The following is a 17,400-nucleotide window of genomic DNA, read 5'->3' as shown; positions in this document are numbered from 1 at the left end:
GCCCTCCCCGCCCACACAGATCCAAACCCATGACCACCCCAACTCCCTGCTACCACTGCGCCCTCCCCGTCCCGCCCGGCAGCCGGTTCACCGCCGTGATTCTCGGACAGCCGCGCGAGCTGTGCTGCCCGGGTTGCCAGGCGGTGGCCGAGGCGATTGTCGCGGGTGGCCTGGAGAGCTATTACCAGCACCGCAGCGAAGCTTCTGCCAACCCCGAAGCCCTGCCGGTACAACTGCTGGACGAACTGGCGCTATACGACCGTGCCGATGTGCAAAAACCGTTCGTACGTCATGCGGGCGATCAGGCCGAAGCCACCTTGCTGATGGAAGGCATCAGTTGCGCCGCCTGTGGCTGGCTGATCGAAAAACACCTGCGCCGGCTGCCAGCGGTGGCCGAGGCACGCTTGAACCTGTCCAACCATCGCTTGCACGTCAGTTGGAACGCCGCACAATTACCCTTGAGCCAGCTCCTGGGCGAACTTCGCGATATTGGTTATGCCGCCCACCCCTATCAAGCCGACCGCGCCGCCGAACAATTGGCCGGTGAAAATCGCCTGGCCTTGCGCCAGTTGGGTGTCGCCGGGCTGCTGTGGTTCCAGGCGATGATGGCAACCATGGCCACCTGGCCGGAATTCAATATCGACCTCAGCCCCGAACTGCATGTGATCCTGCGCTGGGTCGCGCTGTTTCTCACCACCCCCATCGTGTTCTACAGCTGTGCACCGTTCTTCAAAGGCGCAATGCGTGACCTGCGTACCCGCCACCTGACCATGGACGTCTCGGTATCCCTGGCGATTGGTGGGGCATATCTGGCGGGGATCTGGACCGCGATCACCGGGGTCGGCGAACTGTATTTCGATGCTGTGGGCATGTTCGCGCTGTTTTTGCTGGCGGGGCGCTATCTGGAGCGGCGGGCTCGGGAACGCACCGCTGCGGCCACCGCGCAGTTGGTCAATCTGCTCCCGGCTTCATGCCTGCGCCTGAAAAGCGATGGCCAGAGCGAACGCATCCTGCTGACAGAACTGGGCCTCGGTGATCGGGTGCTGGTGCATCCGGGCGCGGTCCTGCCGGCCGACGGAGTGATTCTCGATGGCCAGTCGAGCATTGATGAATCCCTGCTGACCGGTGAATACCTGCCACAGGCCCGGCAAACCGGTGATACCGTCACCGCCGGCACCCTCAACGTCGAAGGTGCGCTGACTGTCGAGGTGCGCGCCCTGGGCCACGACACACGCCTGTCCGCGATCGTGCGCCTGCTGGAGCGGGCCCAAGCGGAAAAACCACGCCTGGCCGAAATAGCTGACCGCGCCGCGCAATGGTTCCTGCTTTGTTCGCTGATCGCCGCTGCCGTGATTGGCCTGCTGTGGTGGGAGCTGGACGCCTCGCGAGCGTTCTGGATCGTGCTGGCCATGCTGGTCGCCACCTGCCCTTGCGCGCTGTCCCTGGCGACCCCCACCGCACTCACCGCCGCTACCGGCACCCTGCACAAACTCGGCCTGCTGCTGACTCGCGGCCATGTGCTGGAGGGCCTGAACCAGATCGACACGGTGATTTTCGACAAGACCGGCACGCTGACCGAAGGGCGCCTGGCCCTGCGCGCCATCCGACCACTGGGCACGCTGGGCAGCGACCCGTGCCTGGCCCTGGCCGCCGCCCTCGAAAACCGTTCCGAACACCCGATTGCCCGGGCCTTCGGGCGCGCACCGCTGGCGGCCGATGAGGTACTCAGCACACCAGGCCTGGGCCTCGAAGGCCGCGTGGGCGAACGCCTGCTGCGTATCGGCCAGCCCGGATTCGTCTGCGAACTGAGCGGCTGTGCGATTCCCGCCTCCCCACAAGACGCCGGCCAATGGCTGCTGCTGGGTGACACCAGCGGTGCCCTGGCCTGGTTTGTCCTCGATGATCGCCTGCGCAGTGATGCACCGGCACTGCTGGCGGCCTGCAAGGCGCGGGGCTGGCGTACATTACTCCTGTCGGGCGACAGCTCACCGATGGTTGCCAGCGTGGCGGCCGAACTGGGCATCGACGAAGCCCATGGCGGCCTGCGCCCCGACGACAAGTTGCAAGTGCTGCAACAACTGCACAAGGAAGGCCGCAAGGTATTGATGCTCGGCGATGGAGTTAACGATGTGCCGGTACTTGCCGCTGCCGACATCAGCGTGGCGATGGGCTCGGCCACCGACCTTGCGAAAACCAGCGCCGATGCAGTGCTGCTGTCCAACCGTCTTGATGCGTTGGTGCAAGCTTTCAGCCTGGCGCGACGTACCCGTCGCGTGATCATTGAAAACCTGCTGTGGGCGGGACTGTACAATGGCCTTATGTTGCCGTTTGCCGCCCTTGGTTGGATCACGCCGATCTGGGCTGCAATTGGCATGTCCCTCAGTTCGTTGACCGTGGTGCTCAATGCCCTGCGCCTGACTCGCCTGCCGAGCGCGCCAGCGGCAAGCGTTACCCCAGTCACCCGTCCGCTACCGGCTTGAACCCGGCGGACAAGGAGTCACCATGCCAGCTCTTTACGTAATGATTCCGGCGGCGCTGTTGATCGTCGCCATCGCCATCTACATCTTCTTCTGGGCCGTGGACAGCGGCCAGTACGACGACCTCGACGGCCCGGCCCACAGCGTATTGTTCGACGATCAGGATCCCAAGCACCTGGCAGCAGTTGACGAGGCGACCCATCCAGCCGACCAATCGGCCAAGCCTGACGACACGGCGCCCCCCCATGCTTGAGCTGGCGCCTCTGCTGGTCTCGGCGGTCATCCTCGGGCTGCTCGGCGGCGGTCATTGCCTGGGCATGTGCGGCGGCCTGATGGGCGCGCTGACCCTGGCGATCCCCAAGGAGCAGCGTAGCCGGCGCTTTCGCCTGCTGCTGGCCTACAACCTGGGGCGCATCCTCAGCTATGCCACGGCGGGTGTGTTGATCGGCCTTGCTGGGTGGGCGGTGGCCAATAGCCCGGCGGCAATGTTCATGCGCGTTCTCGCCGGCCTGCTGTTGATCTGCATGGGCTTGTACCTCGCAGGCTGGTGGAGCGGCCTGACGCGTATCGAGAGCCTTGGGCGCGGTCTGTGGCGTCATATCCAGCCCGTTGCCAACCGTTTGCTGCCGGTATCCAGCCTGCCTCGCGCCTTGCTGCTGGGGGCGCTCTGGGGCTGGCTGCCCTGCGGGTTGGTCTACAGCACACTGTTGTGGGCGGCCAGCCAGGGTAATGCGCTGGACAGCGGGTTGCTGATGCTGGCTTTCGGCCTTGGCACTTGGCCGGTCCTGCTGGCCACTGGGTTGGCCGCCGAACGCGTCACCGCCTTGCTGCGCAAACGCAGCGTACGAATGGCCGGCGGGTTATTGGTGATCCTGTTTGGCATCTGGACCCTGCCCGGTCCGCATCAGCACTGGCTGATGGGCCATTAAAAGGCCATGTGGCATAGCGCCGCTCCCCGTTGATACAAATCAAGACCGCCTTCGCAGCGTCCCCCTAGACTCGGCGCACTAGCCAAACCGGGGAACGCCCGCATGCTCGACGCCATTCGTTGGGACACCGATCTGCTGCAGCGCTACGACCTGGCGGGGCCGCGCTACACTTCTTACCCTGCCACCGCACAGTTCAGCAGCCAGGTAGGCACCTTCGACCTGCTGCATGCCCTGCGCGACAGCCGCAAGGCTGTGCGCCCGTTATCGTTGTATGTGCATGTGCCGTTCTGCGCCAATATTTGCTACTACTGCGCCTGCAACAAAGTCATCACCAAGGATCGGGGTCGCGCCCAAGCCTACCTGCAGCACCTGGAGCAGGAAATTCAGCTGATCGCCTGCCACCTGGCGCCGCATCAGCAGGTCAGGCAATTGCACCTGGGCGGCGGCACCCCAACCTTTCTCAGCCATGACGAACTGCGCCAGTTGATGGCGCGCTTACGCCAACACTTCAATCTGCTGGACGACGATTCCGGCGACTACAGCATTGAGATTGACCCACGGGAAGCCGACTGGGCCACCATGGGCCTGCTGCGTGAACTGGGTTTCAATCGTGTCAGCATCGGCGTGCAAGACCTGGACCCCGACGTGCAGCGGGCCGTCAATCGCCTGCAAAGCCTGGAAGAAACCCGCGCCGTGATCGACGCCGCGCGGACCCTGCAGTTTCGCTCGATCAACATCGACTTGATCTACGGCCTGCCCAAGCAGACGCCGGAGCATTTCATCCATACCCTGGACGAAGTCATCAGCCTGCAACCCGACCGCTTGTCATTGTTCAATTACGCGCACCTGCCCGAACGCTTCATACCCCAGCGGCGGATCAACAGTGACGAGCTGCCGGCCCCCGCCGACAAGCTGTCAATGCTGCACAACACCATCGAGCAACTGGGCGCTGCCGGCTACCAATACATCGGCATGGACCATTTCGCCCTGCCCGACGACGAACTGGCAATTGCCCAGGAAGAGTTCAGGCTACAGCGCAACTTCCAGGGCTACGTCACCCGCGCAGATTGCGACCTGATCGGGCTCGGCGTCTCGGCAATCAGTCAGATTGGTGACTTGTACTGCCAGAACAGCAGTGACTTGAACCACTACCAGAGTGCCCTGGCCGGGGCGCAACTGGCGACCAGTCGTGGCTTGCTGTGCACAGCGGACGACCGTGTGCGACGCGCAGTGATGGAGCAGTTGCTGTGTCATTTGCGCGTAGATTTCGAAACCATTGAACAAGCCTTCACCATCGACTTTCGCGGTTACTTCGCCGAACTCTGGCCACAACTGCAGGTGCTGGCCAGCGACGGGCTGATCGAACTCGATACCCAGGGGATTGCTGTACTGCCCGCCGGGCGCCTGCTGGTGCGCTCGGTGTGCGGGGTGTTCGATGCCTATCTGGAGCAGCAGAACAGGCGATGCTTTTCACCGATGATTTGACCCGGGTTACTTGGCCATCAACGAGGCGGCCTTGAGCGCATCTTCGGCACTCAAGTCTCTCATTGCTTCGGTCAAAGACGCATACGCCGTAGCCAGGGCCGCCTGCAAGCCGCCCAAAGCCGATTGCAGCCCGGCGACCTTGGCCTGTGCCTGCTCCGGACTCAAACGTTTGTCCGCCATGACGGCGGACATCTCGGCCATCTTCTCGGCGATCTGCTGCTTGAGCTGACGAATCATCTTCAGCAATTTCTGGACGTTCTCGGCCAGCCCGCTTTCTTCAATGTCGTTGTTGGCGGCCTTCTCGGCACCGGCCGCTTTCAGCGATGCCCCGGAAAAGGTCACCGTCACGCCTTCCACCGCCTTGGTATCAGACGGCGCGACCGTTTCTGCCAGATCGCTGCCGTTCGTTGGCTTTTTCGGTTCAAGCAAGGTAGGAACCGTCGTGCGAGAGGGAAGATTGGTACCAATGGAAAGCATGCCTTGAGGCTCCGAATGCCTGGTCGATAGCAGTTCATCGGCTGCACTCTAGAAACCTTTATACCCCCGGTCGGTTTGTTGCAGATGCTGGCCTGTTGGTCCCCCAGTGCGGTACCCTTACGTCTTATGTGTGATTTCCCACAAGGATTCAAGAAATGTCCGAGCCAGTTAAACTGCGCGCTCATAACCAGGCACATTGCAAGGATTGCAGCCTGGCCCCTCTGTGCCTACCACTTTCACTGAATTTGGAAGACATGGAAGCCCTGGACGAAATCGTAAAGCGTGGCCGCCCGCTGAAAAAAGGTGAATTCCTGTTTCGCCAGGGCGACACGTTCGACTCCGTCTACGCAGTGCGCTCGGGCGCCTTGAAAACCTTCAGTCTGAGCGATGGCGGCGAGGAGCAGATCACTGGTTTCCACCTGCCCAGCGAGCTGGTTGGCCTGTCGGGCATGGACACTGAGATTCACCCGGTCTCGGCCCAGGCCCTGGAAACCACCTCAGTGTGTGAGATTCCTTTCGAACGCCTCGATGAACTGGCCCTGCAATTGCCACAACTGCGTCGGCAACTGATGCGGGTCATGAGCCGGGAAATCCGTGACGACCAGCAGATGATGCTGCTGTTGTCGAAAAAAACCGCCGATGAGCGGATTGCCACGTTTCTGGTCAACTTGTCGGCACGTTTCCGTGCTCGCGGCTTCTCGGCCAACCAGTTCCGCCTGAGCATGTCGCGCAACGAAATCGGCAACTATCTGGGCCTGGCGGTGGAAACCGTATCTCGGGTATTCACCCGGTTCCAGCAAAACGAGCTGATTGCCGCCGAAGGCAAGGAAGTGCATATCCTCGATCCCATCCAACTCTGCGCACTGGCCGGCGGCTCCATCGACGGTTGATCCAGCTACCTGCGGCTGCGCCAACCAGCCTGGCCGCAGGTATACTGCCAAGTCTTTGCCTTCCAGGACTTTGCGCCAATGGTCTTCGATTCGCTCGACATCAAATCCCTGATTCGCCCCGTCATCGACTTTCCCAAGCCTGGGGTGATCTTTCGTGATATTACCCCGCTGTTCCAGTCGCCCAAAGCGTTACGGCAAGTGGCCGACGCGTTTATCCACCGTTACGTCGAAGCCGAGTTCAGCCACATCGGCGCGATGGATGCGCGCGGCTTTCTGATCGGCTCGATCATCGCCTACCAGTTGAACAAACCCCTGATTCTGTTCCGCAAACAGGGCAAGCTGCCGGCCGACGTGCTAGCCGAGGGTTATCAGACCGAATACGGCGAGGCTTTCCTTGAAGTACACGCCGACAGCTTGTGTGAAGGTGACTCAGTGCTGATGTTCGATGACTTGATCGCCACTGGCGGCACCCTGATCGCTGCCGTCAACCTGGTACGACGCATGGGTGCGCAGGTCTTCGAGGCGGCAGCAATTATCGACCTGCCAGAGTTGGGCGGCTCCCAGCGCCTGGAAGAAATGGGCATCCCCACGTTCTGCCTGACCGGCTTCGCACTGAGCGACAAGTAAACAGACCCACTCGCCTAATGCCGGTCAGTTGAGGAACGCAAATCCTGCAAGCTCAGCAAAACCAGTGTGGGAGCTGTCGAGCCCTGGCGAGGCTGCGATGGCGGCGGCGCTGCAAACAATGATGTTGCCTGAACCACCGCTATCGCAGCCTCGCCAGGGCTCGACAGCTCCCACATTTGGTTTTTGCCATCTTGAGCATCGCCTTCGCTTAACTCACTGGCGCTGGCTTAGAGACCCATTTGCTTGCTGATGATTTCATTCATCACTTCACGGGTCCCCCCGCCAATGGAGAGGATCCGGTTATCGCGGTACAGCCGCTCCACCAGGCTGCCGCGCATGTAACCCAGGCCGCCAAGGATTTGCACCGCGTCGTAGACCACGCGGTCGGCGGTGTCGGTGGCGAAGTTCTTGGCCATGGAGATTTCCTTGATCACACTATGTCCGGCGGCCATCTTCGCCGCCTGGCGATAGGTGAACTCCCGGGAAACCTCCACCGCAGTGGCCATTTCTGCCAGACGATGCTTGAGCACCTGGAACTTGCCGATAGGCTTGCCAAACGCTTCGCGCTGGGCGGCCCACTTCAGGCTTTCTTCCAGTGCCAACTGGGCGGTCATGTTTGCCATCACTGCCAAGGCCAGGCGTTCGCTCTGGAAGTTACCCATGATGCAGGCAAATCCCATGTTTTCGGCACCGATCAAATTACCGACAGGCACATGGCAGTCGTCGAAGAATAATTCGGCCGTGTCCGACGCCCACCAGCCCATTTTCTTCAGGGGCTGGCCGACGGTAAAACCTGGTGTGCCCTTTTCTATCAACAGCAGGCTGATACCCGCAAACCCCAACCCGCCGGTACGCACCGCGACGGTGTAGTAATCGGCGCGCACACCACTGGTGATAAAGGTCTTGCTGCCACTGACGCGATAATATTCGCCATCGCGAAGAGCGCGGGTTTTCAGGTTGGCCACATCCGAACCACCACCCGGCTCGGTAACCGCCAGGGCCATGATCTTCTCACCGGCCAATACCTGGGGAACCACCCGCTCACGCACCTCAGGTCGTGCCCATTTGACGACCGGCGGCAGGCCGATATCCAGCGAACCCAGACTGGCCACCACACCGCCCGAGCCACAGCGCATCAGCTCTTCGCTGGCAGCAACCTTGGCAAACAGATCACCTGCATGGCTGCCGCCCAGAGTCTCGGGATAACCGATCCCCAATATCCCCGCCACGCCGGCCTTGAGATACAACTCACGGGGGAAGCTTTCGGCCTCCTCCCATTGCTCGATACCAGGCAACATCTCGCGCTCGACGAAACGGCGCACGCTGTCGCGGATCAATTGGTGGTTGGAGTCGAAATATTCCTGATAGGCAGACATCGGCAAGCTCCACGCGGCGGTGGAGCGAACTTACCAAGCGCTTGCTTGGTTATCAAGCGCAATGCGCTGGCAATCAGCTCATCACGGCATTGCTTAAAGGGCGATTGGCTTGCGACCGGCGAAGGAGTGAGCCAGGGTGCCGCCATCAACCAGTTCCAACTCGCCTCCCAGCGGCACACCGTGGGCGATACGCGAAGTGATCAAGCCTTTGTTGGTCAATAATTGGGCGATGTAATGGGCGGTGGCCTCGCCTTCCACCGTAGGGTTGGTGGCCAGGATGACTTCGGTAAAGGTCCCCTGCTCCTGAATGCGCGTCAGCAGTTGTGGAATACCAATGGCTTCCGGGCCCAAGCCATCGAGCGGAGACAGATGGCCCTTGAGCACAAAGTAACGGCCGCGATAACCGGTCTGCTCCACCGCGTACACATCCATCGGGCCTTCCACCACGCATAGCAGCGTGTCATCGCGACGGGGGTCGGCACATTGAGGACAGAGTTCTTCCTCGGTGAGGGTGCGACACTGGCGGCAATGCCCAACACCTTCCATGGCCTGGCTCAATGCCAGGGCCAGGCGTGAGCCACCGCTACGGTCACGCTCCAGCAGTTGCAAGGCCATGCGCTGGGCGGTTTTCTGGCCGACGCCGGGCAAGGTGCGCAAGGCATCGATCAGTTGACGAATCAGGGGGCTGAAGCTCATGAGGGCAAGGTCCGACAAAACAACGAGACGCGGTTTATACCCGCGCCCCGGATTAGCGTCAAATACGTACCACCAACTTGCCGAAGTTGCGCCCTTCCAGCAAACCGATGAAGGCTTCGGGAGCTTGCTCAAGGCCTTCGACCACGTCTTCGCGGAACTTGATCTTGCCATCTCGGACCCACGGCGCCATGGCACTGAGGAATTCTGGTTGGCGATCGCCATAATCATCGAACACGATAAAACCTTGAATCCGCACACGCTTGGTCAGGAGCGTTCGTTGCAGTGCCGGCAACCGATCAGGACCGCTCGGCGCTTCATGGGCGTTATAACCCGCAATCAAACCACACAAGGGAACCCGCGCCTTGGGATTGAGCAGCGGCAACACGGCGTCGAAGACCTTGCCGCCGACATTTTCAAAGTAGATATCCACACCACCGGGGCACGCTTGGGCCAGGGCTTGGGCAAAATCCTCGCCCTTGTGATCGATGCAGGCATCAAAACCCAGCTCATCCACCGCATAACGGCATTTGTCCGCGCCACCGGCCACACCGACCACCCGCAAACCTTTCAACTTAGCCACCTGCCCGACCACGGAACCCACCGCCCCAGAGGCGGCTGCCACCACCAGGGTTTCTCCGGCCTTGGGTTGACCAATATCCATCAGCCCCATGTAGGCGGTCATACCGGGCATTCCCAATACGCCAAGGGCCATGGATGGACTGGCCAAGCCTTTGGGGACCGGCATCAGGTTGCGGCCATCACAAATGCCATGGCTCTGCCAGCCAGTGGAACCCACCACCAGGTCGCCGACCTCGAATTTCGGATTGCGTGACTGCTCGATACGGCTGACAGCACCACCGGTCATGACCTCGCCGATCTCCACTGGAGCAGCGTAGGACGGGGCATCACTCATGCGGCCACGCATGTAAGGATCCAGGGACAGGTACAAGGTCTTGAGCAATACCTGGCCCTCTTCCAGATCCGGCAAGGCCACGCGCTCCAGGCGGAAATTTTCCGGCGTCGGTGCGCCGTGAGGGCGGGAAACCAGAACGATGCGCTGGTTCAGAGTCGGTTCGTGGTTCATCTGCAAGCTCCTATAGCGGTGAGCGAATTGAACAGTATAGGGAGCAGACAGCGCTCACCACGCGGACGTTCGATTTGGACGGTGGCTCCAGGCGCTAAAAAAACGCAAAAAAAAGCCAGGTACATGCCTAATGCCAACCAGTTAAACAGCGCTCCCACAGGGGGTTTGTTTTACCGGTCGGTATTAGGCGTTGTGCCTGACTTTTTGTTGCTACGAACGCCAATCCATCAGAACGGCAGTTTCATCCCCGGCGGCAGTTGCATGCCAGCGGTCACGCCAGACATCTTGTCCTGGCTGTTGGCTTCGATCTTGCGCACAGCGTCGTTGACGGCCGCGGCGAACAGCGCCTCGAGCATTTCCAGATCGTCTTCGCCAATACCTGGCAGTACGCTCGGGTCGATGCTCACGCGCTTGATGTCGTGACGACCGGTCATCACCACGCTGACCATATCGCCACCGGCTTTACCGGTGACTTCGGCGTTGGCCAGTTCTTCCTGCATCTTGGCCATTTTTTCCTGCATCTGCTGTGCCTGCTTCATCAGGCCGGCCATGCCACCTTTCATCATGGGAATCACCTCAAAAGTACGTGGATCAATGATTGACCCCGGATCATCACGCCTGGGCGACCGGGGCTTCGACTGGTTCAATAGTATCGTGCCGCACCACCGCACCGAACTGCTCCATCATCTGCTGGACAAGCGGGTCACCGTGGATCGACTCCTCGGCTTCGCGTTGGCGGTTGATGCGGCGGCGGCTTGCGGCCTGGGCCGGAGTCTCCTGCCCGGGCTTGATCAGTTCGATGGTTACCGTCAGCGTGCGCTCATGATACTGGTTCAGCGCATCGTTGAGTCGGCGCTGCTGGGTGGCGTTGAACAGGGCGCTGTGGGCCGGATCCAGGTGCAACAGCCAGTGATCGCCATCGACGGCGATCAGGGTGCAGTTGGCGGCAATACTGCCGGTCATGCCGGAGATCGGCAGTTTCGGGAACAGCTCCAACCATTGCAAAGCCAGACCGGTCGCGGGCATCGCCGCGGGTTCTGCTTCAGGCTCTGGCGCAGGCTCGGCGGTATGCTCACTGGCCAACTCATCCAGGTAGCTATAGGCCGAATCCATGTCCGGCTCAATGTAGTCTTCGTCCAGCGGTGGTTCGTCGTCGAGGTCGATACCCGGCGTAGCGGCGCCCACTTCGGCAATGGTCGGCTCAGGCATGCTAGCCGAGGCCCATTGCGGCGCGTCCGGCACCACGCTGTCTGGAGTTGGCGCCGGCATCGGCGTGAGCTCGGGTTGCTCGCCAATGGTTACCAATACGGGTTCGACTTCCGGCTGTTGCTCGACAGGCGCTTGCACGGGGTCGTTCCAGGGCAGGTCGACCACCGGGGCAGCTTCAGGCTCGGCAACCAGCTCAGGTGCGACCATAGGTGCCACCGGCTCGGCAGGTGCAGGTGCAGGTGCAGGTGCAGGTGCAGGTGCAGGTGCAGGTGCAGGTGCAGGTGCAGGTGCAGGTGCAGCAGGCTCCGGCATCGCCATGCTCGGCGCAACCACTGGTGCGGCTACTGCCGCTCCAGCCACTGGTTTGGCGGAATCAACTGTGGCCTGGCTGATCCCCACTGGCTTTAGCGGCCGTCTCGGCGCATCGACCGTGTCGGCGGGTCGGAACGCCAGCATCCGCAACAGGACCATCTCGAACCCGCCGCGCGGGTCTGGCGCCAACGGCAGGTCGCGACGGCCGATCAGCCCCATCTGGTAGTAGAACTGCACATCTTCGGCTGGCAACGCCTGGGCCAGGGCCAATACCCGGTCGCGGTCGCCATGGCCGTTGTCGACGCCTTCAGGCAAGGCCTGGGCGATCGCCACACGGTGCAATACGCTGAGGATCTCCGAAAGTACGCCGTTCCAGTCCGGGCCTTGCTCGGACAGATGGCGTATGGCTTCAAGCAACGCCTTGGCATCGCCTTCGATCAATGCATGCAAAACATCAAACACCTGGCCATGATCCAACGTGCCGAGCATTGCCCGCACGTCGGCGGCCATGACCTTGCCTTCGCCAAACGCAATCGCCTGGTCGGTGAGGCTCATGGCGTCACGCATCGAGCCGTCGGCGGCGCGGCCAAGCAGCCACAGCGCGTCGTCTTCGAAGGGGACGTTTTCGACACCCAGTACGTGGCTCAAATGTTCGACCACCCGCTCCGGGGTCATGTTTTTCAGGGAGAACTGCAGGCACCGCGATAGAATAGTTGCAGGAAGTTTCTGCGGGTCAGTGGTGGCGAGGATGAACTTGACGTAGGGCGGCGGCTCTTCCAGGGTTTTCAACAGGGCGTTGAAAGAGTGGCTGGACAGCATGTGGACTTCGTCGATCAGGTAGACCTTGAAGCGACCACGGCTGGGCGCGTACTGCACGTTGTCCAGCAACTCGCGGGTATCTTCGACCTTGGTGCGGCTTGCAGCGTCGATCTCGATCAGGTCGACAAAGCGCCCTTCGTCGATTTCCCGGCACACCGAACAGGTGCCGCAGGGGGTCGAGGTAATGCCGGTCTCACAGTTCAGGCACTTGGCGATGATCCGCGCAATGGTGGTCTTGCCCACGCCCCGGGTACCCGTGAAGAGGTAGGCGTGGTGCAGCCGCTGGCTGTCCAAGGCATTGATCAGAGCCTTGAGCACATGGGTCTGGCCGACCATTTCGCGGAACGAGCGCGGACGCCATTTACGTGCAAGAACCTGATAACTCATCGAAAACCGTCGCAACTGGGAAGCGGAAGCCGGTAATGCTAGCGGAGCAAGGCAGAAATTGCATCCAGCATGCTCGTCTAATCTGACCAAACAGGACTTGGCATGCCTCAACACACGCCATCGTCGTCATAAGCGACCGGTGCAAAGCTGGCGACCCACCCCGGCACCGCCGCTGCCGGCATCGGCTGGGCAAAGAAAAACCCTTGGGCCATTTCACAGCCCATGCGCATCAGCAGTTGCCCGTGCTCCCGGGTTTCCAGGCCCTCTGCGATCACCTCCCGCCCGAACGCCCTGGCCAGGCCGATCACTGCCTGGGTCAGTGCCAGGTCATCCTTGTCATGGAGAATGTCACGCACAAAGGACTTGTCGATCTTGATCGTCTGGGTCGGTAACTGTTTGAGGTAGCTCAAGGATGAATAGCCGGTGCCGAAATCATCCAGGGAGAAGCTCACACCCAGGGACTGGCAGGCCTCGAGGTGCGCAGTGACCCTCTGAATGTGATCAATGGCCACCGACTCGGCAATCTCCAGGTCCAACATATGTGGCTCGACCTCGGGATGCCTGGCCAGCAACTCCTGCAATCGCTCGACAAAGTCTGCCCGCTGAAAATGGCGTGCCGCGATATTGACGCTGACCGGCCAGCAATGTCCCGCCCCCTGCCATTGCCGTATCTGCGCAAGCACCTGATCCATTACCCACTCGCCCACATCAACAATCAGGTCGGTCTGCTCGATCAGTGGCAGGAAATCATCCGGTGGCACCAGGCCACGTACCGGATGCTGCCAACGCAACAACGCTTCAAAGCCGACCACCTGGCCATGGCGCAGATTGACCTTGGGATGGTAGTGCAGACGCAACTCCCCCGCCGCCAGGGCCTGGCGTAACTGCTGCACCGTCTGCTGAGTCGCCTTGACCTCTTGCTCCAGGGACACATCAAACAATTGGAAACGATTACGCCCGCTTTGCTTGGCCACATACATCGCCTGGTCGGCATGGCGCAGCAAGGTGTCGGCGTCTTCGTCATCGAGGGGAAACAAGGTGACGCCGATGCTGGCGAACACGTTTATCTGCTGCGCGCCCTGGATCGAATAAGGCTCGGAGATTGCCTTGAGAATACGCAGCAGCGCACCATTGAGTTCCTGAGTGTCGCGCACATATCGCAGGATCAGCACGAACTCATCACCCGCGAGCCGGGCAACCACATCTTCACCGCGAATAATCTCGCGCAAGCGCCTGGCGACTTCCACCAGCAACAAGTCGCCGCAGGCATGTCCGTAGCCATCGTTGACCGCCTTGAACCCATCCAGGTCGAGCATGCAAACCGCCAGCGGAATATCCTCGCGGCGAGAGAACTCAAGCGACTGGACCAGCAGTTCGGAAAGGTAGGCACGGTTCGGCAAGCCTGTGAGCACATCGTGGCCAACCCGCCACTGCAAGGTATGCAATAACTGACGCTTTTCGCTGACATCAAAACGAATCGACACGTACTTCTGCACCAACCCGGTCCGCTCGTCCAATAGCGGCACCATCGTGCTGTCGACCCAATAAAGCGTGCCATCCTTGGCCCGGTTACAAATCTCGCCGCGCCAGACCTTGCCCTCGGTAATGGCGCGCCACATACCCTGGAAAAAACCGTCAGGATGCAATCCGGAAGCAAGAATCCGATGGTTCTGCCCTAACAGCTCATCCCGGCTGTAGCCAGAAAGGCCACAAAAATGATCATTGACATAGGTGATGCGGCCAGCCAGGTCCGTCTCGGAGAAAATGGCGGCTGCATCCACGGCCCTGCGGTACTTCTCATCCATGAGTAAGGCTCTAGATGGCTAGCGGTTGAACCGCTCGACCAGGGCACGCAACCCGGAAGAGATGCTTTCAAGTTCCCGCCCACGGATGACTGCAGCGTTGGCATTGCCCGCTGTCTTTTGCACCGCGGCGGTGACGTTATTGATCTGCTGCGAGACTTCCTCGGCGACGCGGGATTGTTCCTGGGAGGCGGCAACCATTTTCTGACTCATGCCCGCAACGCGCTCTTCAGTTGCGAAAGTTAGCCGTTGCTGTTCCCCAAAAGTCTGTTCAACAACGGTGACCGGCAAGTTGAGACGCACGTTATAGCTCCATGAACAGCATTCGCCACCAGTCGACAACCGGATTGGCTCACAAGTGGATTATTTTTCCCTACCGTCAATCGGTAGATTGACCATTATCAGCGGCGGAATCCGGATTTTACCCAGGATCGACCGTCGATTCGACGCGGTTCAACTAGGCTTCTATTTGCGTCTCTGGCGCTCAGGGCGAGAGGATGCGATGGCATTGATGATCAGTGCACCAGCTGCTGCCAAGCGTCCATTTGATGGGCACCTTTATGAAAGTGAGGAGAAAGCAATGATTTCCTGTTTCATAAAGCTGCCATCTGAAACGAGAGCATCAAATACTTGTCCTAAACGTCGATTCTACGAACTGCATCACATTTTGCAAGGAAAGGTGATGGTGCGTGCCGTTGCCTAATGCCAATATTTATCGTTAAGTTCTTGATTCTAAATGGGAATTGAGCGATGCAAATTTCAAGTTTGGGTCCAGCCATCAGACGCTACCGCAAGGTCGCGGGGCTTACTCAGGCTGAACTAGGTGAGAAAACCGGTTTTGACCCTAAAACCATCAGCCGCTTCGAAACCGGCACCTATACACCCAGCGTTGACGCTCTGTTCTTGTTTGCAGAGGCTCTGGGAGTGAAGCTGAAAGTCTTTTTCGCCGATCTGGGCGATGAAGACGAACAGCGCGCTTATTTGTTCGGTGTCATTCACAAAGCCACCCCGAAGGATCTGGGAAAGCTGATTGCGGCGGTAGACCAGGCCTTGTCCAAGCCTTAGAGCTCGTAATAAAAAAGAGCAGACAGCTGACGCTGGCTGCTCTGCGCCCATCGACTTCAGACATGAACCGACCGGACAGCCCTCCCATCCGCAGGAGCTGAGCCGCGTCTTTGCCAATCGATGTGCGGGTGACGTGCCGAACCGCGCAAGAAAATGCATGCCCATGTCGGACTGAACGGGCAGACGCACGAAAGCACCACGCAGATGAACTATCAGCGAGTGACTTGATAAGTTTTTGAGATTTAGTACAAGAAGACGGCCTTGTAACGGCGCCAGCGTTATGGAGGCAACCCCACCAGCCACACCCCGGCACACAATGTTCCCGCTGTGGCTGCTTCCTTCCGGATCTGACCAGGTTCACGGGTAATCGTTGCGGGGGGACCGATGGGGTCACCATAACGACACTCGCCTCTCGGCAAGCCGCGCCATTGTACCGATCTCATCGGAAGTTACAACCGTTGGCGCGGGATTAAAAAGCCAAGAGGTTCAAGTACTTGCCATAACCGCCAGGCTCATCCCACATGTTGATCACTGGGCCTGTATTACCTCATCCGCCTTACCGCCCTGCTCCTGGATCACCAAGTGAATGAAGTGCAACTTGGCGATCACCGCCGGCGGCAGCACGAAGGGATAGAAATCCGGCTGCCCCATGCTGCGTGACAGTTCGTTGAGCATCGCGGCCAGTTCGATCCACGCGTTGACGAACGATAGAAACGCTGCCGCGCCTGGATGCGCCGGATCATAGAGGGCGCTCAGGGGGAATGGCTGGTAGTCCAGGTCCATTTCCCGGGCACTCATGCCGAAACCCTGCGCGGTGTCGACGGCGTCCATCATGTGCAGGTAATGGGCCCAGGTTTCTGCCCAATCCTCCCATGGGTGCATGGTGGCGTAGGCGCTCACGCAGGTTTGCTGCCAATCCGGGCGCGGTCCGCTCTGGTAATGGTGCTCCAGGGCCTGTGCGTAGCTGGCACGCTCATCACCGAACACTTGTCGGTATGGCTCCAGCCACCGGCCATTGGCAATCAGGCGCCCCCAGTAATAGTGACCCACCTCATGACGAAAATGGCCGAGCAAGGTGCGGTATGGCTCGCGCATCTGTACGCGGACTTCCTCACGATGAGCATCATCGGCTTCCTTGATATCCAGGGTGATCAATCCATTGGCATGGCCGGTGGTGGGTGGATTACCCTGCGGATCAATGCTGACAAAATCAAACGCCAGGCCCGCTTCCTCGTCGATGCTTCTGGGGACCACCTGCAACCCCAAGCTGACCAACTGCGCGACCAACCGGCGCTTGGCGATTTCCACCTTGCGCCAGCGCTCCGGGTTCTCAGGGAGTGACATATCCGCAATGGTGCGGTTGAGACTGCACGCCACACACAACACCTGGCCGGTGTCGGCAGGCAATAGCCAATTGCAGGCCGCCGCCGTCGCAAGGTTGGCGCAACGACGAAACAGCCCCGCGCCGGGATCGACGTCCAACAGCCACGTATCCGCCATGGGCCCTGGCATCAGGGAGGACAATCGACCCTGCTGCGGCTCATAGCCCAGCAGCGCCGAACAGGCCAGGCATTGGCTGTTGCGAAAGAACAACGACTGCCCGCAACGGCACGCCCAGACCCTGCTGTTGCGCAAAGGCCCTGACGACGCACCAATGCCGGAACCGAGCTGCGCGAAGAAACGGTACATGGCGATCTCTCCCTGCATGAATACAGCGGCTTCGGGGCGCTCGACCCACGCTTGCTCAGTGAAACGCAAGACGATG

General features: G+C 60.3%; 16 protein-coding genes, 1 other RNA gene and 1 pseudogene. 8 read left to right on the top strand and 10 right to left on the bottom strand.

The window, feature by feature from the left end; genetic code table 11:
- The first annotated feature begins 29 nt into the window (after positions 1-29).
- The 4 genes from OQ460_RS07670 (at position 30) to hemN (ending at position 4,891) form a co-directional block, all read left to right on the top strand.
- Entirely contained in the window at positions 30-2,480 is a 2,451-nt protein-coding gene (locus tag OQ460_RS07670) for a heavy metal translocating P-type ATPase (RefSeq protein WP_410021241.1), read from the top strand.
- Positions 2,481-2,502: 22 nt separating this feature from the next.
- Positions 2,503-2,730 carry a cbb3-type cytochrome oxidase assembly protein CcoS gene (ccoS, locus tag OQ460_RS07665; RefSeq protein ID WP_410021240.1) on the top strand — a complete coding sequence of 76 codons (228 nt, stop codon included), beginning with the start codon at positions 2,503-2,505 and terminating at the stop codon, positions 2,728-2,730.
- Complete coding sequence (locus OQ460_RS07660) at positions 2,723-3,406, top strand: sulfite exporter TauE/SafE family protein (RefSeq protein WP_410021239.1); 684 nt, start codon at positions 2,723-2,725, stop codon at positions 3,404-3,406. The genes ccoS and OQ460_RS07660 overlap by 8 nt, the downstream gene beginning before the upstream one ends.
- Positions 3,407-3,508: 102 nt before the next feature.
- Positions 3,509-4,891, top strand: coding sequence for an oxygen-independent coproporphyrinogen III oxidase (hemN, locus tag OQ460_RS07655; RefSeq protein ID WP_410021238.1), 1,383 nt, complete (start codon positions 3,509-3,511; stop codon positions 4,889-4,891).
- A 6-nt stretch (positions 4,892-4,897) separates the two neighbouring features.
- On the opposite strand, the gene OQ460_RS07650 is transcribed toward hemN, so the two are convergent.
- Positions 4,898-5,368, bottom strand: a complete 471-nt coding sequence (locus OQ460_RS07650) for a hypothetical protein (protein ID WP_410021237.1) — start codon at positions 5,366-5,368, stop codon at positions 4,898-4,900.
- A 155-nt stretch (positions 5,369-5,523) separates the two neighbouring features.
- Here OQ460_RS07650 and fnr point away from each other — a divergent pair, with 155 nt between their 5' ends.
- Both fnr and OQ460_RS07640 read left to right on the top strand, forming a co-directional pair.
- A complete protein-coding gene (gene fnr / locus OQ460_RS07645; RefSeq protein ID WP_410021236.1) occupies positions 5,524-6,258 on the top strand; it encodes a fumarate/nitrate reduction transcriptional regulator Fnr in 735 nt (244 codons plus the stop codon).
- 78 nt (positions 6,259-6,336) lie between these two features.
- Positions 6,337-6,885 (top strand): adenine phosphoribosyltransferase, encoded by a 549-nt coding sequence (locus tag OQ460_RS07640; RefSeq protein WP_410021235.1) that lies wholly within the window; start codon positions 6,337-6,339, stop codon positions 6,883-6,885.
- A gap of 227 nt (positions 6,886-7,112) precedes the next feature.
- Here OQ460_RS07640 and OQ460_RS07635 read toward each other — a convergent pair whose 3' ends face one another.
- From OQ460_RS07635 to OQ460_RS07605, 7 genes and pseudogenes are all read right to left on the bottom strand, one after another.
- A complete protein-coding gene (locus tag OQ460_RS07635) occupies positions 7,113-8,261 on the bottom strand; it encodes an acyl-CoA dehydrogenase family protein (RefSeq protein WP_410021234.1) in 1,149 nt (382 codons plus the stop codon).
- 93 nt (positions 8,262-8,354) lie between these two features.
- The gene (gene recR, locus OQ460_RS07630; RefSeq protein WP_084378856.1) at positions 8,355-8,957 is read right to left on the bottom strand and encodes a recombination mediator RecR; all 603 of its coding nucleotides are present in this window, start codon (positions 8,955-8,957) and stop codon (positions 8,355-8,357) included.
- Between the two features lie 58 nt (positions 8,958-9,015).
- The gene (locus tag OQ460_RS07625; RefSeq protein ID WP_410021233.1) at positions 9,016-10,041 is read right to left on the bottom strand and encodes an NADP-dependent oxidoreductase; all 1,026 of its coding nucleotides are present in this window, start codon (positions 10,039-10,041) and stop codon (positions 9,016-9,018) included.
- 227 nt (positions 10,042-10,268) lie between these two features.
- Positions 10,269-10,607, bottom strand: coding sequence for a YbaB/EbfC family nucleoid-associated protein (locus OQ460_RS07620; protein WP_057439500.1), 339 nt, complete (start codon positions 10,605-10,607; stop codon positions 10,269-10,271).
- A 46-nt stretch (positions 10,608-10,653) separates the two neighbouring features.
- Positions 10,654-12,768: a DNA polymerase III subunit gamma/tau gene (dnaX, locus tag OQ460_RS07615; protein ID WP_410021232.1), complete on the bottom strand. Its 2,115-nt coding sequence runs from the start codon at positions 12,766-12,768 to the stop codon at positions 10,654-10,656.
- A gap of 107 nt (positions 12,769-12,875) precedes the next feature.
- On the bottom strand, positions 12,876-14,573 hold the full coding sequence (locus OQ460_RS07610) for a putative bifunctional diguanylate cyclase/phosphodiesterase (RefSeq protein WP_410021231.1): 1,698 nt from the start codon (positions 14,571-14,573) through the stop codon (positions 12,876-12,878).
- 18 nt (positions 14,574-14,591) lie between these two features.
- A pseudogene (locus OQ460_RS07605) lies at positions 14,592-14,798 on the bottom strand (chemotaxis protein); the annotation flags it as partial.
- Between the two features lie 130 nt (positions 14,799-14,928).
- Here OQ460_RS07605 and OQ460_RS07600 point away from each other — a divergent pair.
- A complete protein-coding gene (locus tag OQ460_RS07600) occupies positions 14,929-15,273 on the top strand; it encodes a hypothetical protein (RefSeq protein WP_410021230.1) in 345 nt (114 codons plus the stop codon).
- A 47-nt stretch (positions 15,274-15,320) separates the two neighbouring features.
- Positions 15,321-15,635, top strand: a complete 315-nt coding sequence (locus OQ460_RS07595) for a helix-turn-helix domain-containing protein (RefSeq protein WP_032863355.1) — start codon at positions 15,321-15,323, stop codon at positions 15,633-15,635.
- Positions 15,636-15,925: 290 nt separating this feature from the next.
- Here OQ460_RS07595 and ffs read toward each other — a convergent pair.
- Together ffs and OQ460_RS07585 are read right to left on the bottom strand one after the other, a co-directional pair.
- Positions 15,926-16,022, bottom strand: an RNA gene (gene ffs / locus OQ460_RS07590) — signal recognition particle sRNA small type.
- A gap of 141 nt (positions 16,023-16,163) precedes the next feature.
- Positions 16,164-17,324: a zinc-binding metallopeptidase family protein gene (locus OQ460_RS07585; protein WP_410021949.1), complete on the bottom strand. Its 1,161-nt coding sequence runs from the start codon at positions 17,322-17,324 to the stop codon at positions 16,164-16,166.
- Positions 17,325-17,400: the final 76 nt, after the last annotated feature.

The sequence above is a fragment of the Pseudomonas imrae genome, from assembly GCF_046352735.2.
GTDB classification, from domain to species: Bacteria; Pseudomonadota; Gammaproteobacteria; order Pseudomonadales; family Pseudomonadaceae; genus Aquipseudomonas; species Aquipseudomonas imrae.
The sequence above is the reverse complement of the archived record's forward strand: the minus strand, read 5'-3'. Positions and strand labels throughout refer to the sequence as shown.

What these genes read in the sequence shown, in the direction of transcription:
- OQ460_RS07660 (WP_410021239.1), top strand. Translation starts at nt 2,723, where the DNA reads ATGCTTGAGCTGGCGCCTCTGCTGGTCTCGGCGGTCATCCTCGGGCTG.
- OQ460_RS07625 (WP_410021233.1), bottom strand. Translation starts at nt 10,041, where the DNA reads ATGAACCACGAACCGACTCTGAACCAGCGCATCGTTCTGGTTTCCCGC.
- OQ460_RS07635 (WP_410021234.1), bottom strand. Translation starts at nt 8,261, where the DNA reads ATGTCTGCCTATCAGGAATATTTCGACTCCAACCACCAATTGATCCGC.
- recR (WP_084378856.1), bottom strand. Translation starts at nt 8,957, where the DNA reads ATGAGCTTCAGCCCCCTGATTCGTCAACTGATCGATGCCTTGCGCACC.
- OQ460_RS07670 (WP_410021241.1), top strand. Translation starts at nt 30, where the DNA reads ATGACCACCCCAACTCCCTGCTACCACTGCGCCCTCCCCGTCCCGCCC.
- OQ460_RS07650 (WP_410021237.1), bottom strand. Translation starts at nt 5,368, where the DNA reads ATGCTTTCCATTGGTACCAATCTTCCCTCTCGCACGACGGTTCCTACC.
- dnaX (WP_410021232.1), bottom strand. Translation starts at nt 12,768, where the DNA reads ATGAGTTATCAGGTTCTTGCACGTAAATGGCGTCCGCGCTCGTTCCGC.
- OQ460_RS07595 (WP_032863355.1), top strand. Translation starts at nt 15,321, where the DNA reads ATGCAAATTTCAAGTTTGGGTCCAGCCATCAGACGCTACCGCAAGGTC.
- ccoS (WP_410021240.1), top strand. Translation starts at nt 2,503, where the DNA reads ATGCCAGCTCTTTACGTAATGATTCCGGCGGCGCTGTTGATCGTCGCC.
- OQ460_RS07585 (WP_410021949.1), bottom strand. Translation starts at nt 17,324, where the DNA reads ATGTACCGTTTCTTCGCGCAGCTCGGTTCCGGCATTGGTGCGTCGTCA.
- fnr (WP_410021236.1), top strand. Translation starts at nt 5,524, where the DNA reads ATGTCCGAGCCAGTTAAACTGCGCGCTCATAACCAGGCACATTGCAAG.
- OQ460_RS07640 (WP_410021235.1), top strand. Translation starts at nt 6,337, where the DNA reads ATGGTCTTCGATTCGCTCGACATCAAATCCCTGATTCGCCCCGTCATC.
- hemN (WP_410021238.1), top strand. Translation starts at nt 3,509, where the DNA reads ATGCTCGACGCCATTCGTTGGGACACCGATCTGCTGCAGCGCTACGAC.
- OQ460_RS07610 (WP_410021231.1), bottom strand. Translation starts at nt 14,573, where the DNA reads ATGGATGAGAAGTACCGCAGGGCCGTGGATGCAGCCGCCATTTTCTCC.
- OQ460_RS07620 (WP_057439500.1), bottom strand. Translation starts at nt 10,607, where the DNA reads ATGATGAAAGGTGGCATGGCCGGCCTGATGAAGCAGGCACAGCAGATG.